The sequence below is a fragment of the Acidovorax delafieldii 2AN genome (assembly GCF_000175235.1).
Taxonomy (GTDB): domain Bacteria; phylum Pseudomonadota; class Gammaproteobacteria; order Burkholderiales; family Burkholderiaceae_C; genus Acidovorax; species Acidovorax delafieldii_B.
Map to the genome: position 1 here is coordinate 50801 of NZ_ACQT01000002.1, position 14882 is coordinate 65682.

The 14882-nt window shown below is 65.7% G+C and carries 14 protein-coding genes; 8 read left to right on the plus strand and 6 right to left on the minus strand.

Annotated features, from left to right (window positions below):
- Positions 1–269: 269 nt before the first annotated feature.
- Entirely contained in the window at positions 270–1136 is an 867-nt protein-coding gene (locus ACDELDRAFT_RS00745; RefSeq protein ID WP_005792792.1) for a lysophospholipid acyltransferase family protein, read from the minus strand.
- On the minus strand, positions 1133–1981 hold the full coding sequence (locus ACDELDRAFT_RS00750; RefSeq protein ID WP_005792793.1) for a lysophospholipid acyltransferase family protein: 849 nt from the start codon (positions 1979–1981) through the stop codon (positions 1133–1135). The genes ACDELDRAFT_RS00745 and ACDELDRAFT_RS00750 overlap by 4 nt, the downstream gene beginning before the upstream one ends.
- Before the next feature lie 132 nt (positions 1982–2113).
- On the opposite strand from ACDELDRAFT_RS00750, the gene metK reads away from it, so the two are divergent.
- On the plus strand, positions 2114–3295 hold the full coding sequence (gene metK / locus ACDELDRAFT_RS00755) for a methionine adenosyltransferase (RefSeq protein WP_005792794.1): 1182 nt from the start codon (positions 2114–2116) through the stop codon (positions 3293–3295).
- A gap of 705 nt (positions 3296–4000) precedes the next feature.
- Entirely contained in the window at positions 4001–4186 is a 186-nt protein-coding gene (locus ACDELDRAFT_RS00760; protein ID WP_005792795.1) for a DUF1328 domain-containing protein, read from the plus strand.
- Between the two features lie 149 nt (positions 4187–4335).
- Here the strand turns inward: ACDELDRAFT_RS00760 and ACDELDRAFT_RS00765 are convergent, their stop codons facing one another.
- Positions 4336–5577 (minus strand): diguanylate cyclase, encoded by a 1242-nt coding sequence (locus tag ACDELDRAFT_RS00765; RefSeq protein WP_005792796.1) that lies wholly within the window; start codon positions 5575–5577, stop codon positions 4336–4338.
- Between the two features lie 422 nt (positions 5578–5999).
- Here ACDELDRAFT_RS00765 and ACDELDRAFT_RS00770 point away from each other — a divergent pair, with 422 nt between their 5' ends.
- The 3 genes from ACDELDRAFT_RS00770 (at position 6000) to ACDELDRAFT_RS00780 (ending at position 8735) form a co-directional block, all read left to right on the plus strand.
- Positions 6000–7037, plus strand: a complete 1038-nt coding sequence (locus ACDELDRAFT_RS00770; protein ID WP_005792798.1) for a bifunctional nicotinamide-nucleotide adenylyltransferase/Nudix hydroxylase — start codon at positions 6000–6002, stop codon at positions 7035–7037.
- 604 nt (positions 7038–7641) lie between these two features.
- A complete protein-coding gene (locus tag ACDELDRAFT_RS00775) occupies positions 7642–7995 on the plus strand; it encodes a KGG domain-containing protein (protein WP_005792799.1) in 354 nt (117 codons plus the stop codon).
- Positions 7996–8255: 260 nt separating this feature from the next.
- Positions 8256–8735, plus strand: coding sequence for a hypothetical protein (locus ACDELDRAFT_RS00780; RefSeq protein WP_005792800.1), 480 nt, complete (start codon positions 8256–8258; stop codon positions 8733–8735).
- A gap of 62 nt (positions 8736–8797) precedes the next feature.
- On the opposite strand, the gene ACDELDRAFT_RS00785 is transcribed toward ACDELDRAFT_RS00780, so the two are convergent.
- From ACDELDRAFT_RS00785 to ACDELDRAFT_RS00795, 3 genes are read right to left on the minus strand one after another with little or no spacing between them, the layout of a single operon-like run.
- Entirely contained in the window at positions 8798–9715 is a 918-nt protein-coding gene (locus ACDELDRAFT_RS00785; protein WP_005792801.1) for a TIGR01777 family oxidoreductase, read from the minus strand.
- Positions 9716–9768: 53 nt separating this feature from the next.
- Positions 9769–10350, minus strand: coding sequence for a lipocalin family protein (locus ACDELDRAFT_RS00790; protein ID WP_005792802.1), 582 nt, complete (start codon positions 10348–10350; stop codon positions 9769–9771).
- Between the two features lie 10 nt (positions 10351–10360).
- Positions 10361–11317, minus strand: a complete 957-nt coding sequence (locus ACDELDRAFT_RS00795; protein ID WP_005792803.1) for a MerR family transcriptional regulator — start codon at positions 11315–11317, stop codon at positions 10361–10363.
- 172 nt (positions 11318–11489) lie between these two features.
- Between ACDELDRAFT_RS00795 and ACDELDRAFT_RS00800 the strand changes: the two genes are divergently transcribed.
- Genes ACDELDRAFT_RS00800 through ACDELDRAFT_RS00810 form a run of 3 tightly spaced genes read left to right on the plus strand, consistent with a single transcriptional unit; the run spans position 11490 to position 14841 of the window.
- Positions 11490–12794 (plus strand): NAD(P)/FAD-dependent oxidoreductase, encoded by a 1305-nt coding sequence (locus ACDELDRAFT_RS00800; RefSeq protein WP_005792805.1) that lies wholly within the window; start codon positions 11490–11492, stop codon positions 12792–12794.
- The gene (locus ACDELDRAFT_RS00805; protein WP_005792807.1) at positions 12791–13615 is read left to right on the plus strand and encodes a DUF1365 domain-containing protein; all 825 of its coding nucleotides are present in this window, start codon (positions 12791–12793) and stop codon (positions 13613–13615) included. The genes ACDELDRAFT_RS00800 and ACDELDRAFT_RS00805 overlap by 4 nt, the downstream gene beginning before the upstream one ends.
- Positions 13616–13617: 2 nt before the next feature.
- Positions 13618–14841 carry an SAM-dependent methyltransferase gene (locus ACDELDRAFT_RS00810; protein ID WP_005792808.1) on the plus strand — a complete coding sequence of 408 codons (1224 nt, stop codon included), beginning with the start codon at positions 13618–13620 and terminating at the stop codon, positions 14839–14841.
- The last annotated feature ends 41 nt before the right edge of the window (positions 14842–14882 follow it).

Consider the following 14882-nt stretch of genomic DNA (forward strand, 5'->3'; position numbering starts at 1 on the left):
GGCCATTTTGATCCAAAGGTCTGGTCCGATGCCCGTCGCCGGCCGAGAACGGCGCGTCTGCGGCGCGCGCCGTGGCGATGGAGCACGGGGTTGGATGCGCCATCCGTGTATCGCACCGGCCTCTTCTGAAAGCCCCTCTCCTTTTGCCGACTTGCCCGCTGTCTTGCAATCAGGTGCTCACCCGTTTGGTTTCCGTCGTCGCCCCGGTCGGGCCAAAATCCGCAACCACCCCGCCGAAGCTGGAACCCATTCGTGGCGTGCCGGGCATTTCAGTACACAGGGGGCTCGCCGGGCGGCCGCGTCTTGAAACGCTTGTGCACCCAGTAGTACTGCCCAGGCATGGTGTCTATGTAGCTCTGCAGGCGGCGGTTCATCTCCGCGGTGTCAGCCTCGACATCTTCGGACGGATAGCCCTCCCAGGCGGGCGTGATCTCGGCCACGTAGCCGGTGGGCGTAAGGCGCGTGTACATGCCGACCACCTTGGCCCGCCCCAGCCGCGCAAACCGGGGCAGCGAAGGAACCGTGGCAGCCAGGGTGCCGTAGAACGGCACGAAGATGGACTCTCCGGGCCCGAAATCCATGTCCGACAACAAGTACAGCAGCCCCCCCTTGCGCAGGTTGGAAATGATGGGCTTGACCCCATCGGCGCGGTTGAGCATGCGCACATCGCCAAAGCGCTGGCGCCCCGCCATGAACCAGGCATCCACGGCCGGATCGGGATGGGTCGAGAAGATCGACGTGAACGCGCGCGTCGTGCGCAGCGGCAATGCCAGCCCACCCGCGTCCATGCCGTAGAAGTGCGGCGCAAAAATGATGGTGGGGGTGTCGCCCTCCAGCTCGTGCAGCGCGCCCTGCAGCTTCACGCGTTCCAGCACCACCTCGCGCGGCGCGGCCCACAGCCAGCTGCGGTCCAGCCAGGTCTGGCAGAACACCACAAAGGTCTCGCGCGCCCACTGGCGGCGCTGTGCGGCCGGCGCATCTGGAAAGCACAGCTCCAGATTGCGCAAGGCAACCCTGCGGCGCGGAGCAGCCAGCAGGTAGAGCAACTGGCCAATGCACCACCCCAGCGCCCGCAACGCGGGCAGCGGCACATGGGCGAGCACCCGCATGAACCACACCCCCAGACGCCCGGTCATTCCGTCACCCCTGCCGCGGCTTCTGCGCGCGGCTGCTTGTAGCGGGCATATCCCCAGAGGTATTGCTGCGGGCATTGGCGGATGAGATGCTCCATGGCCTGATTGATCTGCAAAACGGCACTTTCAAGCCGCTCGTCCAGCGGCACAGGCAGGGGTTCGAAGTGGGTGACGAAACCACGGCCCCAGGGCAGGCGTTCGCAACGCGCCAGCACCACGGCCGCGCCGGTCTGCTGCGCCAGGCGCACGGCCAGCGTCATCGTATAGGCGTCCCGGCCAAAGAAAGGCGACCACACGCCCTGCCCGTCGGGCGGCACCTGGTCGGGCAGCAGGCCCACCGCCTCGCCGCGGCGCAGTGCCTTGATCATCTGGCGCACCCCCGACAGGGTGGTGGGCACGGCCAACATGCCAGGGCGGTTGCGCGCGGTCTCCATCACCGAAGCCAGCCAGGCCTGCCGAGCAGGGCGGTACAGCACCGTGATGGGGCCGCGCGCAGCACTCCAGCGCCGCGCCGCCACCTGGGCGGACAGCTCGAAACAGCCCTGGTGGGGCGTGAGGAACACGATGCCACGCCCGGCCGCGTAGGCTTGCTCCACGCAGGCCTCCCCGGTCATCCGGCTGGGCAAGGGCGCACCCAGCCACAGGCGTGGCAATTCGGCCACCATGCGCCCGGCGTGCCCCACGGCGGCGCGCACTTCGCCAAACCGGTAGCCCGCCCGTCGCGCGTTCTCCACAAGACGCTTGCGGTACACGGGCGAAACGGCAAAAACCACCCATCCCATGGCCGCGCCCATGACATGCAGCAACCACAGTGGAAATACGGAAAAGAATCTAAAGACGACTGGCATTAAAATAAAGGGGTCGCTGAGTTAAATGAGCAACTTGCAGGGCGACGTTAAAAAAATCTGCTAAAGCGTTCGCCAGAGCTCCTTCGGGGTGAGGGCAACGCCCCAAATGCCGCAGCACAGGAGTTTATTCAAATGGCGAACGACTTTCTCTTTACCTCGGAATCCGTCTCCGAAGGCCACCCCGACAAGGTTGCCGACCAGATCTCGGACGCGATTCTCGATGCGATCTTCAAACAGGATCCCCGCTCGCGCGTCGCCGCCGAAACGCTGACCAACACCGGCCTCGTGGTGCTGGCGGGCGAGATCACCACCAACGCGCACGTGGACTACATCCAGGTGGCACGCGACACCATCAAGCGCATCGGCTACGACAACACCGACTACGGCATCGACTACAAGGGCTGCGCCGTGCTGGTGGCCTACGACAAGCAGTCCAACGACATCGCCCAGGGCGTGGACCACGCCAGCGACGACCACCTGAACACCGGCGCCGGCGACCAGGGCCTGATGTTCGGCTACGCCTGCGACGAAACGCCCGAGCTGATGCCCGCGCCCATCTACTACGCGCACCGCCTCGTCGAGCGCCAAGCCCAGCTGCGCAAGGATGGCCGCCTGCCGTTCCTGCGCCCGGACGCCAAGTCGCAAGTGACCATGCGCTACGTGGACGGCAAGCCCCACAGTATCGACACCGTGGTGCTGTCCACCCAGCACCACCCCGACCAATCGGAAACGCCCACCAAGATGAAGCAGAGCTTCATCGACGCCGTGATCGAGGAAATCATCAAGCCCGTGCTGCCCAAGGAATGGCTGCAGGACACGCGTTACCTGATCAACCCCACGGGCCGCTTCGTCATCGGCGGCCCCCAGGGCGATTGCGGACTCACGGGCCGCAAGATCATCGTGGACACCTACGGCGGTGCCTGCCCCCACGGCGGCGGCGCCTTCAGCGGCAAGGATCCAACGAAGGTGGACCGCTCGGCCGCCTACGCAGCGCGTTATGTGGCCAAGAACGTCGTGGCTGCGGGCCTGGCCAAGCAGTGCCAGATCCAGGTGGCCTATGCCATCGGCGTGGCCGAGCCGATGAACATCACCGTGTACACCGAAGGCACGGGCGTCATTGCGGACGACCGGATTGCCGCGCTGGTCAAGGAACACTTCGACCTGCGCCCCAAGGGCATCATCCAGATGCTGGATCTGCTGCGCCCGATCTACGAGAAGACCGCCGCGTACGGCCACTTCGGCCGCGAAGAGCCTGAGTTCAGCTGGGAACGTACGGACAAGGCAGCAGCACTCCGTGCTGCTGCGGGGCTGTAAGCCCCCTGCGCGTAGCGCAGCTTTCCCTACGTGGACGAAGCCCCTATCGCACAGCGACGTGAGCGAAGACCAAATGACCGATAAAGCTGCCGCCCTGCGGGCAGCAGCCGGGCTATAAGCCCGCCGCGCGAATCGCGGTGTCGGTCTTCGGACGAAGTTCATATCGCGCCAGCGATGTGAACGCAGACCAAAGAACAGACAAAGCTGCGGCACTGCGAGCTGCAGCCGGGCTCGCGCCATCGACGCGGTGGGCAATTCTTGGGCGCAGGCTCGTATCGCGCAGCGTTGTGAAGGCCCGAAGGGACGGGCCGCAGCCAACGCACGGACAAGGCAGCGGCGCTGCGTGCTGCAGCGGGGCTGTAAGCCCCCTGCGCGCAGCGCAGCTTTCTGTGCGTGGGCGAAGCTCATATTGCGCAGCATGTGAGCGCAGACCAAAAGACCGACAAAACGGCAGCACCACGTGCCGCAATCTCGCAGAAAACCCGCCACGCGAATCGAGCGGTGTCGTTCTTCGAGCGCAGTTCATACCGTGCGAGCGACGTGAGCGCGGGTGTGGCTTGATTTTCAGGCACACGGGCGAGCAGCCGCAGCGGCCCTCTCCTACAGCCATCTCCCGCGCCCACTGACGCACCCGCCGCATGCCGGCCGTTACCGTTCCCTCAGTTTTTTTGCAGCCCCGCTGCGCCAACGCAAGGAACGACCGCCATGCTGAAATACGCCATCATTTTTGCCCTGATTTCCCTCTTCGCCGGTGCCATGGGGTTCAGCGGCGTCGCCGCAGGCGCCGCAGGCATTGCCAAGGTGCTGTTCTTCATCTTCCTGGTCGTTGCCGTGGTGTTCATGGTGCTGGCGGTCCTGGGCGTGGGGGCCGCGCGCAAGGCCCTCAAGTAGGCGGCGGCCCGGGCACAGCGAATCCTCCAAGCACCGCCCAGGCGCACACCGGGGGGCCGCCTGCATCCAGGGTAGAGACCAGGCGGTGCGGTCACCCGCAGTGTGCCTCTTCCGAGAGTGCGTCGGCCAAGCTCTTTGAAGCCCGCCCCTCAGGCCGGGCCTTGCGCCCGCACCACGCAATTGCGCCCGCGGGACTTCGCCACGTACAAGGCGGCATCCGCCCGCTTGATGAGCGCATGGCTGTCTTCCTGGTGGTCCCAGCTGGCCACGCCAAAACTGGCGCTCACGTGCCCCACCGCGTCGAATGGTGCGCCGGCGATGCGGGCACGCACCGCCTCGGCCATCGCCATAGCGGCGTCAAGCGGCGTTTCCTTGAGCAGGATGATGAATTCCTCTCCACCGAAGCGCGCCGCGCAGTCGGATGAGCGCAGCAACTCGCGCACCCGCAATGCCGTGTGCTTGAGCACCACATCGCCCGAATCGTGCCCGAAGGTGTCGTTGATGCGCTTGAAAAAATCGATGTCGAACATCACCACCGAAAGGCTGCCCTTCTTGATGCGGGTATTGGCCATCTCGGCCTCGAGCCGCTCAAAAAAACGGCGGCGATTGACCAGGTCGGTCAGGAAATCCTTGGTCGCCAGATCCTCAAGCTTGCGGTTGAGCCGCGCCATGGGCTCGATCACCAGCGACGAAAGCGAAAGATTCAGCGCCACGAACAGCAGCAAAAAGCTGCCCACCAGCGCGGTCATCACGGTGTTGAAGGTCTGGCGGGCCTTCTCGAGCGGGAAGTACATGGGCACCTTCACCACCTGGATGCCCACGGTTTCATGCATGCCCCAGCCGAAGCCATTCTTGTCGCCATAGACCTTGAGCATGGTCTGCGGCGCCACGGCCGGCGTACTGTGGCAGGCCATGCACTGGGCCTGCCTGATGGTGATGGGGCGCGCCACATACAGGGCGCGGTGCACGCCCTCGCCCACCTCGCCCGAGATTTCCTTGCCAGCCCCCGCACGGCCCTCGCGGAAGTCGCTGATGACCCGCTCCTCCCACTCGGTGGCGCGGTCGCGCAGGTTCGTGGGGTTCAGCACGGCCTCCTTGTATTCATACCCCGGGAAGCGACTCTGCAGGCGTCGCAGCGTCTCGGTGGCGGCATAGGCAGGCACGGTTTGCGGCAGAAACTTCTCTGCGAGCGTCACGTCGAGGTGGGGCTTCACCAGCTCGGTGGTGTAGTCGCGGATGGCCATGGCCGCGTGCATCATGATCTGCGAGTTGTGCTGCACCTCCTCGATGGCCGATTGCTGCAAAAAGCGGTGCACGTAAAGCCCCGCACCCGCCACCGCCAGCAGCAGCACACCGGCCAGCACCAGATTGAATTTGAGACGCAAAGACATGGCTCTCCCTCAGCGGCCGGCGGAGCCGGACAGTTCTTGGACAGGCAAACGCACCACAGCGGGCAGTGGCGCCAGATGCCCCCGGCGACACGCAAGCGCGCGGCAGGCGCCGCGCAGCTCACCGCGCGGGCCCGCATTGTCATCACGCTTTTGCGGTGCAGTCCACCGTTTTTGTGCCAACCCGCTACCAAGCCTTCCGAATCACCGTGGCGCGCGGCAACGGCAGCCACGGTAAAATCACTATAAAAAAGATAGCTTTCTGCGCACACGCACCTTGCACCCGCAGCTCCTGGGGCTTCAAAGAAAGTCTTTCACCCCTCATCTGCCGCGGTCTGCAGGCAGCCGGGCGCTCGCGCACAGGCCCAGAGACAACGGCGACACCAGGCCCGGAGCCAGCGTCGCGCACCACACACCGGAGACGCATGGTCGACACTGCCATTTACATCGGACGCTTCGAGCCCGTTCACAACGGCCATCTGGCCCTGCTGCGCCGCGCGCTGGACAACGCCGCCCACGTGATCGTGGTGATCGGTTCGGCCTGGCAGGCACGCTCGCCCAAGAACCCCTTCACCTGGCAGGAACGCGAAGCCATGCTGCGCGACGCATTGCCGCCAGCCGACCGCAGCCGCCTGCAGGTATTGCCGGTCCGCGACTATTACAACGAGGCCGTCTGGGTGAAGGCCGTGCGCAAGGGCGTGGCGGCACTCACCACCACCGGTGCGCAGATGGGACTGGTGGGGCATTTCAAGGATGCCACCAGCAGTTACCTGAGCGCCTTCCCTGGCTGGGAACTAATGCATGTCGAACGCCAGGGAGACATCGACGCCACCAGCGTGCGCGACACCTTTTTCAGCGCCTCCCCTGAAACCTTGCCGGATACCCTGCGCCAACTCGCCGATCAGGCGCCCGCCAGCACGCTGCACGCGCTGGAGCGCTTTGCGCAAACTGACGCATACCCCGCGCTGCAAGAAGAATGGGCCATGCTGCGAAGCTACCGCGCCGCCTGGGCGGCGGCGCCCTACCCGCCCGTCTTCGTGACCGTCGATGCCCTGGTGCGCTGCCAGAACCGCGTGCTGCTGATCCGGCGGGCCCATGCCCCCGGCAAGGGCCTGAGGGCCGTGCCGGGCGGCTTCATCGAACAGCGCGAAACGGTGTGGCAATCATGCCTGCGAGAACTGGCGGAAGAGACGCATTGCGAACTCTCTGAATCCCGCATGCGCGCGGCACTGCAATCGGTTGCTGTTTTCGACCATCCTGACCGCAGCCAGCGCGGCCGCACCATCACCCATGCCCATTACTTCGATCTGGGCGATGAAGCCCTTCCCGCGGTGCGCGCCGACGACGATGCCATGCAGGTGGAATGGGTGGACGTGGAACGCCTGCCCGCGATGGAAGACGAATTTTTCGAAGACCACTTCCACATGCTGGACCATTTCCTGGTGCTGACCACGCCGCCGTGATGGCGACGGCTGCGCCATGGGGCGCCGATGGCCTGCCAAAGGCCCCGGCAAGGCGCGCACACCGCTTCAGCCGGAAGATGGCGAAGAATGACGCCATGGCGCAAGCTTGGAGAGCGGGCTGCGGGGCACAGTCGGGCAGTGCCCGTACCCAGGCCTATCGGCTGCTCCACAAGCCCCAGGCAAAGAGAGCCACATAGGTCACGAGCAATGCGCACGTCGCCAGCGTGCCCCGCACATCGTGGGAGCCGTTTTTTTGCCACGGTGGTCTGGGGCGGGTGCTTGTTCCTCGGCGAGCCATCCTGTTTCCTTCAACGCTATGAATTGCAAACTACCTGCTGCGCGATCCCGCCGCCGTAGGACATTGCTTACACCGCTGTCCGACGAGCACGCGAATTGCCGAATGGCCCTCTAGGGCTTTTCCTGATTCTTCCCGGGAACGGTCGTCCCGCCGCATGGCCCGTGGCCACGGGCCGAGCCCATCCATCCGAAAAAACCTACGGCCCAGTAGTCCCCCACCTACGCCATGGCCAAAACCGCCGCCGGACAGTGAAGGCTCACACGGAATATCCCGTGTGCAACCTGTTCCAACTTTCAGGAGATCGACATGGCAAACAGCAACAGCAACAGCAACAGCAATCAGGGCAACCCAAACCAGGGCAGCAAGCAAGGGGCGGGCACCTCGGAACGGGGCTTTGCCTCCATGGACAGCGAGCGCCAACGCGCGATTGCAGCGGAAGGCGGACGCGCAGCACACGCTTCAGGCAACGCCCATGAGTTTGATTCCAAGGAAGCGCGCGAAGCCGGCGCCAAGAGTCACGGTGGCAACGGTAGTGGTGGCAATCAAGGCAGCAATACCGGCTCCAGCAACAAATCGTCGGGCGATTCGGGCAATACCCGTGGCGGCAGCAGTGCACAACACGCACGGACCGGCAGCCAGAGCCACAAAGATGATCGCTGAATAGCGTGACGTCACGCTGCGGGCACACAAGGTGCCCATACCCCAAAGGGAGGCGGCCGCCTCCCTTTTTCCTATGCCAACGCTGGGCCGGCGCAATGCAGCGGTCCATGGCCAACCTGCGCTACTACGCCAAGTAGCGTTGCACTGTCAGGCCCATAGGCCTGTTCCTACACGCCCACACCCGAAGCCGGGCGAGGATGCCAAGCTCCATTGACCAAATATGCGCTCGGAGCGCTCACCCGCAGTCATAGGGCACACCCATGAACACTCCCCTCCCCAACCAGTGGGGATCGAATCTGCAAAAGGCTCAAACCCACCAACCCGATTGGGACCACTATGTGGTCACCAAGGTCAAGCACGTGCGAGCGGCACTGCTGTCAGGCATCGACACTTTCAATGCTGAAGGCTTCACCGTTCCCATGGCAAGCGGCTTCATCGAACTCACGGGTATGCGCGCCGGGGCATTTCGCACATTCCTCAAGATCGGCTTCGCCGAATCCAATCGCATGCTGCTGCCGACGTTCCAGCTCGTGGAGAACGGGGCGATCGGCACGCTCATTCTCCCCTCCCACTGTTTCGGATCGGCTCTGCAGCTCTCCAACAGTCCCATGGCCCATTTCCGGATCGGTGGCGACGGGCGCCGTAACACACTCGCTACGGACATCGCGCTGCTGAACTTCGCCCTGACGCAAACCGATGGAAAAAAAGGCAATGAGGCAGGGCTGGAGAGCGCGCGCTGAGCGGCAGGCTTATGGACCGGCGGGCCGGTACGGTATGGGGCCGATAAACACAGCCTGAAAACCTAGCGCAGTAGGTTGCCAGGCGCTTGCAGCAAGTGGTGCAGGGCCTCTTCGAGCCGGGGGTGGCGATAGGTGTAGCCGGCCTCCAGCAGACGCCGAGGCTCCAGCCGCTGCCCACCCAGCAGCAGCACGACCATTTCGCCCAGCAGCAGGCGCAGCGCCCAGGCGGGCACCGGCACGAGGGCCGGCCGGCGCAGGGCCTGCGCCAATGCGCGGGTGAATTCGGCATTGCGCACCAGGTGAGGGGCGCAGGCGTTAAAGGCGCCTGCGCAATCCTCGCGGCGCAACAGAAAATCGATCAGTTCGACCTGGTCCTGCAAGTGGATCCAGGGCATCCACTGCCGGCCGTTGCCAAGACGCCCGACCAGGCCCCAGCTGAACGGCAAGCGCAGCCGAGCGAGCATGCCGCCGGTCGGGGCCAGCACCGGCGCGGTCCGAAGCAGCACCACGCGCATGCCCAACTGCACGGCACGGCACGCCTCGTGCTCCCATGCGGCACAAAGGCGGCTGCCAAAGTCGGTACGGCCGGGAAGGCTGCTCTCATCGAGCGCCCGCTCACCGCCATCGCCGTACCACCCCACGGCCGAACCCGACAACAGCACGCGCGGCATCGTGGACAGCGTTCCCAGCCAGTCCACCAGTTCGCGGGTCCATTCGACGCGGCTTTGCCACAGCAAGCGGCGCCGGGCCGGCGTCCACGGCCGATCGGCAATCGGTGCGCCAGCCAGGTTGACCACCGCGTCCAGCGGCGGGTGCCCGGCCAGCTCCTGCAGTCGCGAAATGCCGAGTGCTCCGCTGCACAGGGCATGCACTTTTTGTGGCTGCCGGCTCCAGACGATGAGCTCGTGACGCTGGGCCTTCCAGTGGCCGCACAACGCTCGGCCGATCAGACCCGTGCCGCCGGTGATGAGGATGCGCATGGTGTGGTTCCAGAGTGCAGATGGCGGTAAGCGCTGGGAAGGGGCGCACAGTATCAGGGTGCGGGGTCTTCGCGCCCGTGCGGCACCCAGATCAGCGCAGCGGTGTCGATGCCGAGGTGGAGGGCGCGGGCCACGATGGCCTCGCGCTCTGACGCTGGCAACTGTTTGTCCCGCGCAAGCACCCAACAGTAGCCGAGCGTGGGCCCCACAACCAAGGCCCAAAGGTAGTCGGGCGACAGGGCGGCCACGTGATAACCGCCGTAGAACGGCCCAAAAAAAGATACCTTGAGCGACCCGGTGGTGGGAGCGCCAATGAACAGGGCTTTGCCCACAGCCTCGCGCCATTGCGCCTTGGCGGAATCAAAGCCGCGGTTCACCACGCGCACGCTTCCATCTGGTTGGGGCACGTACAGCGCGGAGACGTCGGTCATGCCGCGCTCGAAGGCATGGTCCAGCCGGGCCAGTTCATACCAGCGGCCCCGGTAGCGTTGCAGATCAAAAGGCGTCACCACGCTCACCCCAGGGGGAGGGCTGGTACTGGCGCAACCGGCCAGCAGCCACATGGCCGCCATCAACGCCATCCAGAGGCGCGCAGCAACCAACCGGTGCGCAATGTGGCAGAGCAAGCGCCCCATGGAAAGCATCTCAATGCGTGCGGCGCCAAAGCGCCACCTGGGACTGCAGCCCCGACAGATGATGCGGCACGGCAGTGACACCGTCCAAAGGCCTCTGGTACAGCGCGGTGCACGAGCCACCCACCCACAGTGCCGTCTCAGCCGGCAAGCGACTGCGCAGTTCGCGCAGGCTGGCCTGCACAACGGCGCCGTTGTGCACGTTGCTGAAACTCAGGACCACCACGTCGGCACGGTGGGCCTGCGCGGCCTGAACCACATTACCGGAGGGCGTCTGCGTTCCCAGCGATACGCAGGTACAGCCCTCAAGCGCCAGCAGTGCCTCGACCATCAGAAGACCCAGGCCATGAACCTCTTGGGGCAGCGTGGTCAACAACACCTTGGGACCGAGAGGCACCGGCAGTGGGGCAAGCGACCCAATGGCCGTGCGCAGTACCCCGGTGATCACCTCGGTAAACAGGTGCTCCTCGAACACTTCAAAACGGCCACGGGCCCACGCATCCCCGACGGCCGTGGTCAGCGGCGCCACCACCTCCGTGACAAATGAGGCCAGCCCCATCCGCAGCTGTGCGTGGCTGAGCGCGTGCCGCAACGCCTGCGGGTCGTGGGCACCGATGGAGTCGAGCATGGCGGCCAGCTCAGGCCGATGGCCGGGCTCTTCCACTTTTGTCGTGGACAAAAAGGCGGTTGGCGAAGGCTCACGCTGCACCATCAGTGCCTGCAGGGCGTCCGGCTCCAACCCGACAATCTTGCCCGGCCGATGGCCCGCGTCCAGCAGCCGGCTGATGAGTTGGAGCTGCTGCACCTGCGCCGCTGGGTAGCGGCGGTCACCGCGCGTATCCCGCAGCGGCCGGGGAAATCCGTAGCGTTTCTCCCAGACGCGCAGGGTGTCCTTCGACAGCCCCGTTTCGCGCTCGACAGCGGTGATAGGCAGGCCTGCGGCGGTGTCGCCCGACAACCCGGCGCTCATGCGAAGGCCCCGCGGCGGGCCATGCACAGTGGCAGAAAAGAATGGAAAAATGTCATGGACAAACTGGAGGTTTTTCTAAATTGTCTAAGACAAAATAACTTTTGTCCACTACATTACGCCACAACGCAAGCCTTCCGTGGGGCTGCAAGTTCAAGGGCTTATGGGAGTGGTCATGAAAGTTGCAATCGTTGGGTCGGGTATTTCGGGCTTGGCCGCGGCACACCGCCTGCGCGGCCACGCCCATGTCACCGTGTTCGAGGCCGGCAGTTACTTTGGCGGCCACACCCACACGGTGGATGTCTGCCTGCCGGGCAAGCAGGGCCGCGAGGTGACCCATGGCGTCGATACCGGCTTTCTGGTGCTCAACGAACGCACCTACCCCGGCTTGATCGCCCTGCTGCAGGAACTGGATGTGCCCACCGCCCCTTCCGACATGTCCTTTTCGGTGCAGGTGCCGCGGGCCGGCGTGCTGGGGGCCGAAGCCCTGGAATGGAGTGGCTCCAGCCTGGCAACGGTGTTCGCCCAGAAGCGCAACCTGCTGCGCCCCCGCTTTTGGGGCATGCTGCGCGAGCTGCTGCGCTTCAACCGCCTGTGCACGGCGCTGGCCCAAGGCGGCGAAGAAGCGGCGCTGACCCAGCCGCTCGGCGATTTTCTGGACCGCCACGGGTTCGACACGGCCTTCCGGGATTGGTATTTCCTGCCCATGCTGGGCTGCATCTGGAGCTGCCCCACCGACCAGATGCTGCGCTTTCCCGTGGCCACCATGGTGCGCTTCTGCCACAACCACGGGCTCATCCAGGTGAGCAACCGGCCACAGTGGCACACCGTGGCGGGCGGGGCGTGCCAGTATGTGCACAAGATGCTCCTGGGGCTCGATGCACGGTTGGCCACGCCCGTGCGCCGCATCGTGCGCGACGCCGCCGGTGTGTTCGTCCTCACCGCCGAACAAGCCGAGCGATTCGACGCCGTGGTACTGGCGGTGCACAGCGACCAGGCCCTGCGATTGCTGGCCCAGCCCACGGCCCTGGAGGCCCGGGTGCTGGGCGCCATCCGCTACCAGCCCAACCATGCGGTCCTGCACACCGATGTGGGTGTCATGCCCAGCCGCCGCAACGCCTGGGCAGCATGGAACTACGAGCGCGCCGCCCACAGCGCACACGAAGCGTCCCGCGTTTGCCTGCACTACTGGCTCAACCGCTTGCAGCCACTACCGTTCGCCGACCCCGTGCTGGTGTCGCTCAATCCCGCGCGCCCCATTGCCCCGAACAAAGTGCTGGCGGAATTCGACTACGAGCACCCGGTGTTCGATCTGGCCGCCATCGGGGCGCAGACCCAGGTGGCGAAGTTGCAGGGTGGGCAACACACCTGGTACTGCGGCGCATGGACAGGCTACGGCTTCCATGAAGATGGCCTGCAGTCCGGCTACCGCGCGGCCGAATCGTTGCTGGCGCAAATGCAGCGCCTGGAGGCGGCATGACACGCCCCACGCCCGACAACGCCGCGCTCCCCGGCGTGCCACACATAGGCTTTGGCCATGTGTGGCACACCCGGCTGCGCCCGCGCCGCCATCGTTTCATCGTGCCGACCTTCTTCCTGCTGCTGCCCATGCGCACGCTGCGTGCGCGCCCGGAAACGTCGGGCGTGCTGGCGCTGAACCGGCCGGGCGCTTTGGCGTTTCGCGATGCCGACCACGGCGATGGCCGCCGCCCACAGCAAGGCGGCGCCTTGGCATGGTTGGATGAGCTGCTGCGCAGCGAGGGCATTACCGACGCGCAGGGCGAAATCTGGCTGCACTGTTACCCACGCGTCATGGGCTATAGCTTCAGCCCGGTGAGCTTCTGGTATTGCCACCGCAACGACGGCAGCCTGCGCGCCATCGTGGCTGAGGTAAACAACACCTTTGGCGAGCGCCATGCCTACCTGCTCGACGCCCCGCAATACGGCCATGAGCTGCGCGCGCGCAAGGTGTTCCATGTGTCGCCGTTCTGCCCAGTGGAAGGCGGCTACCGCTTTGAGTTCAAGCGCAGCGGCGCCCAGGGCCTGCAGTCCACGCGCGTACGCATTGACTTTGACGACGCCAAGGGCCCGCTGGTGCTGACCGGCGTGGCGGGGCGCTTGCAACCGCTGGACGCCGCCAGCCGCCGCCGCGCCCTGTGGAACTACCCGCTTCTGACGCTGGGCGTGATCGCGCGCATCCACTGGCACGCGCTGCTGCTGTGGATGAAGCGCGCGCCTTTCCACCCCAAACCCGCGCCGCCCGCACGGCCCCTGACCCGATCTTCCTCGCCGAGCCTTTGACCATGAACACCACCACTGTCTCACCGTCCGCGCTCCCATTGCCTACCGACATGCCCGCTGCAGCGCGCCACGGCCTGTGCCTGTTGCAGCGCCTGCGGCTCGGCACGCTGCACCTGGAACTGCCCGACGGCCGCGTCCTGCGGCTGGGCAGCGGCCAGCATCCGCACGCCAGCATGCGCCTTCACAACTGGAGAGTGTTTGGCGCCGTGCTGCGTTCGGGCGACATCGGTCTGGCCGAAAGCTACATCGCCCAGGACTGGAGCACGCCCCACCTGGCCGATCTGCTGCGGCTGCTCATGGACAACCGCGATGCCCTGGAGTCGCTGGTGTACGGCGGCTGGTGGGGGCGGCTGGCCTACCGCCTGCACCACCTGCTCCACCGCAATACCCGTGCCGGAAGCCGGCGCAACATCCACGCGCACTACGACCTGGGCAATGCCTTCTACGCGCTGTGGCTGGACCCGAGCATGAACTACTCCTCGGCCTGGTTTGAGGGCAATCTGGCGGGCGACCTGACCGCCGCCCAGCACGCCAAGGTGCGCCGCGCCCTGCACAGCGCGGGCGTGCAGCCCGGCCACCGGGTGCTGGAGATCGGCTGCGGCTGGGGCGCCCTGGCCGAGATGGCGGCTGACGAGTTCCAGGCGCAGGTGACGGGGGTGACGCTGTCCACCGAACAGCTGGCCTGGGGCCGCACGCGCATGCAGGCCGCAGGCCTGGATGCCCAGGTGGATTTGCGGCTGCAGGACTACCGCGACATCCAGGACGGCCCGTTCGATGCCATCTGCTCCATTGAAATGGTCGAGGCCGTGGGCCAAGCCTACTGGCCCGGCTACTTTGGTGCCGTGGCGCGCTTGCTCAAGCCGGGTGGACGTGCCTGCGTGCAAAGCATCGTGATCGACGACGCGCTGTTCGAGCGCTATGTGCAGGGCACCGATTTCATCCAGCAGTACGTCTTCCCGGGTGGCTGCCTGCCCAGCCCGGCGCGTTTTCGCGCAGCGGCGCAGCACGCCGGCCTGCGCGTGGTGGAGGAATTCGCCTTTGGCCGCGACTACGCCGAGACCTTGCGCCGCTGGCACCAGCGCTTTGCCCAGCAGCGGGCCCAGGTGCAGGCCCAGGGATTTGACGCTGCTTTCCTGCGCACCTGGGAGTTCTATCTGGCGTACTGCGAGGCCGCGTTCGACGCCCGCAGCATCGACGTGGTGCAGTACACGCTGGTGAAGGACTGAAGCGCGGCCACGACGCCCCCATTCAACGGCCCTCGCCTTTC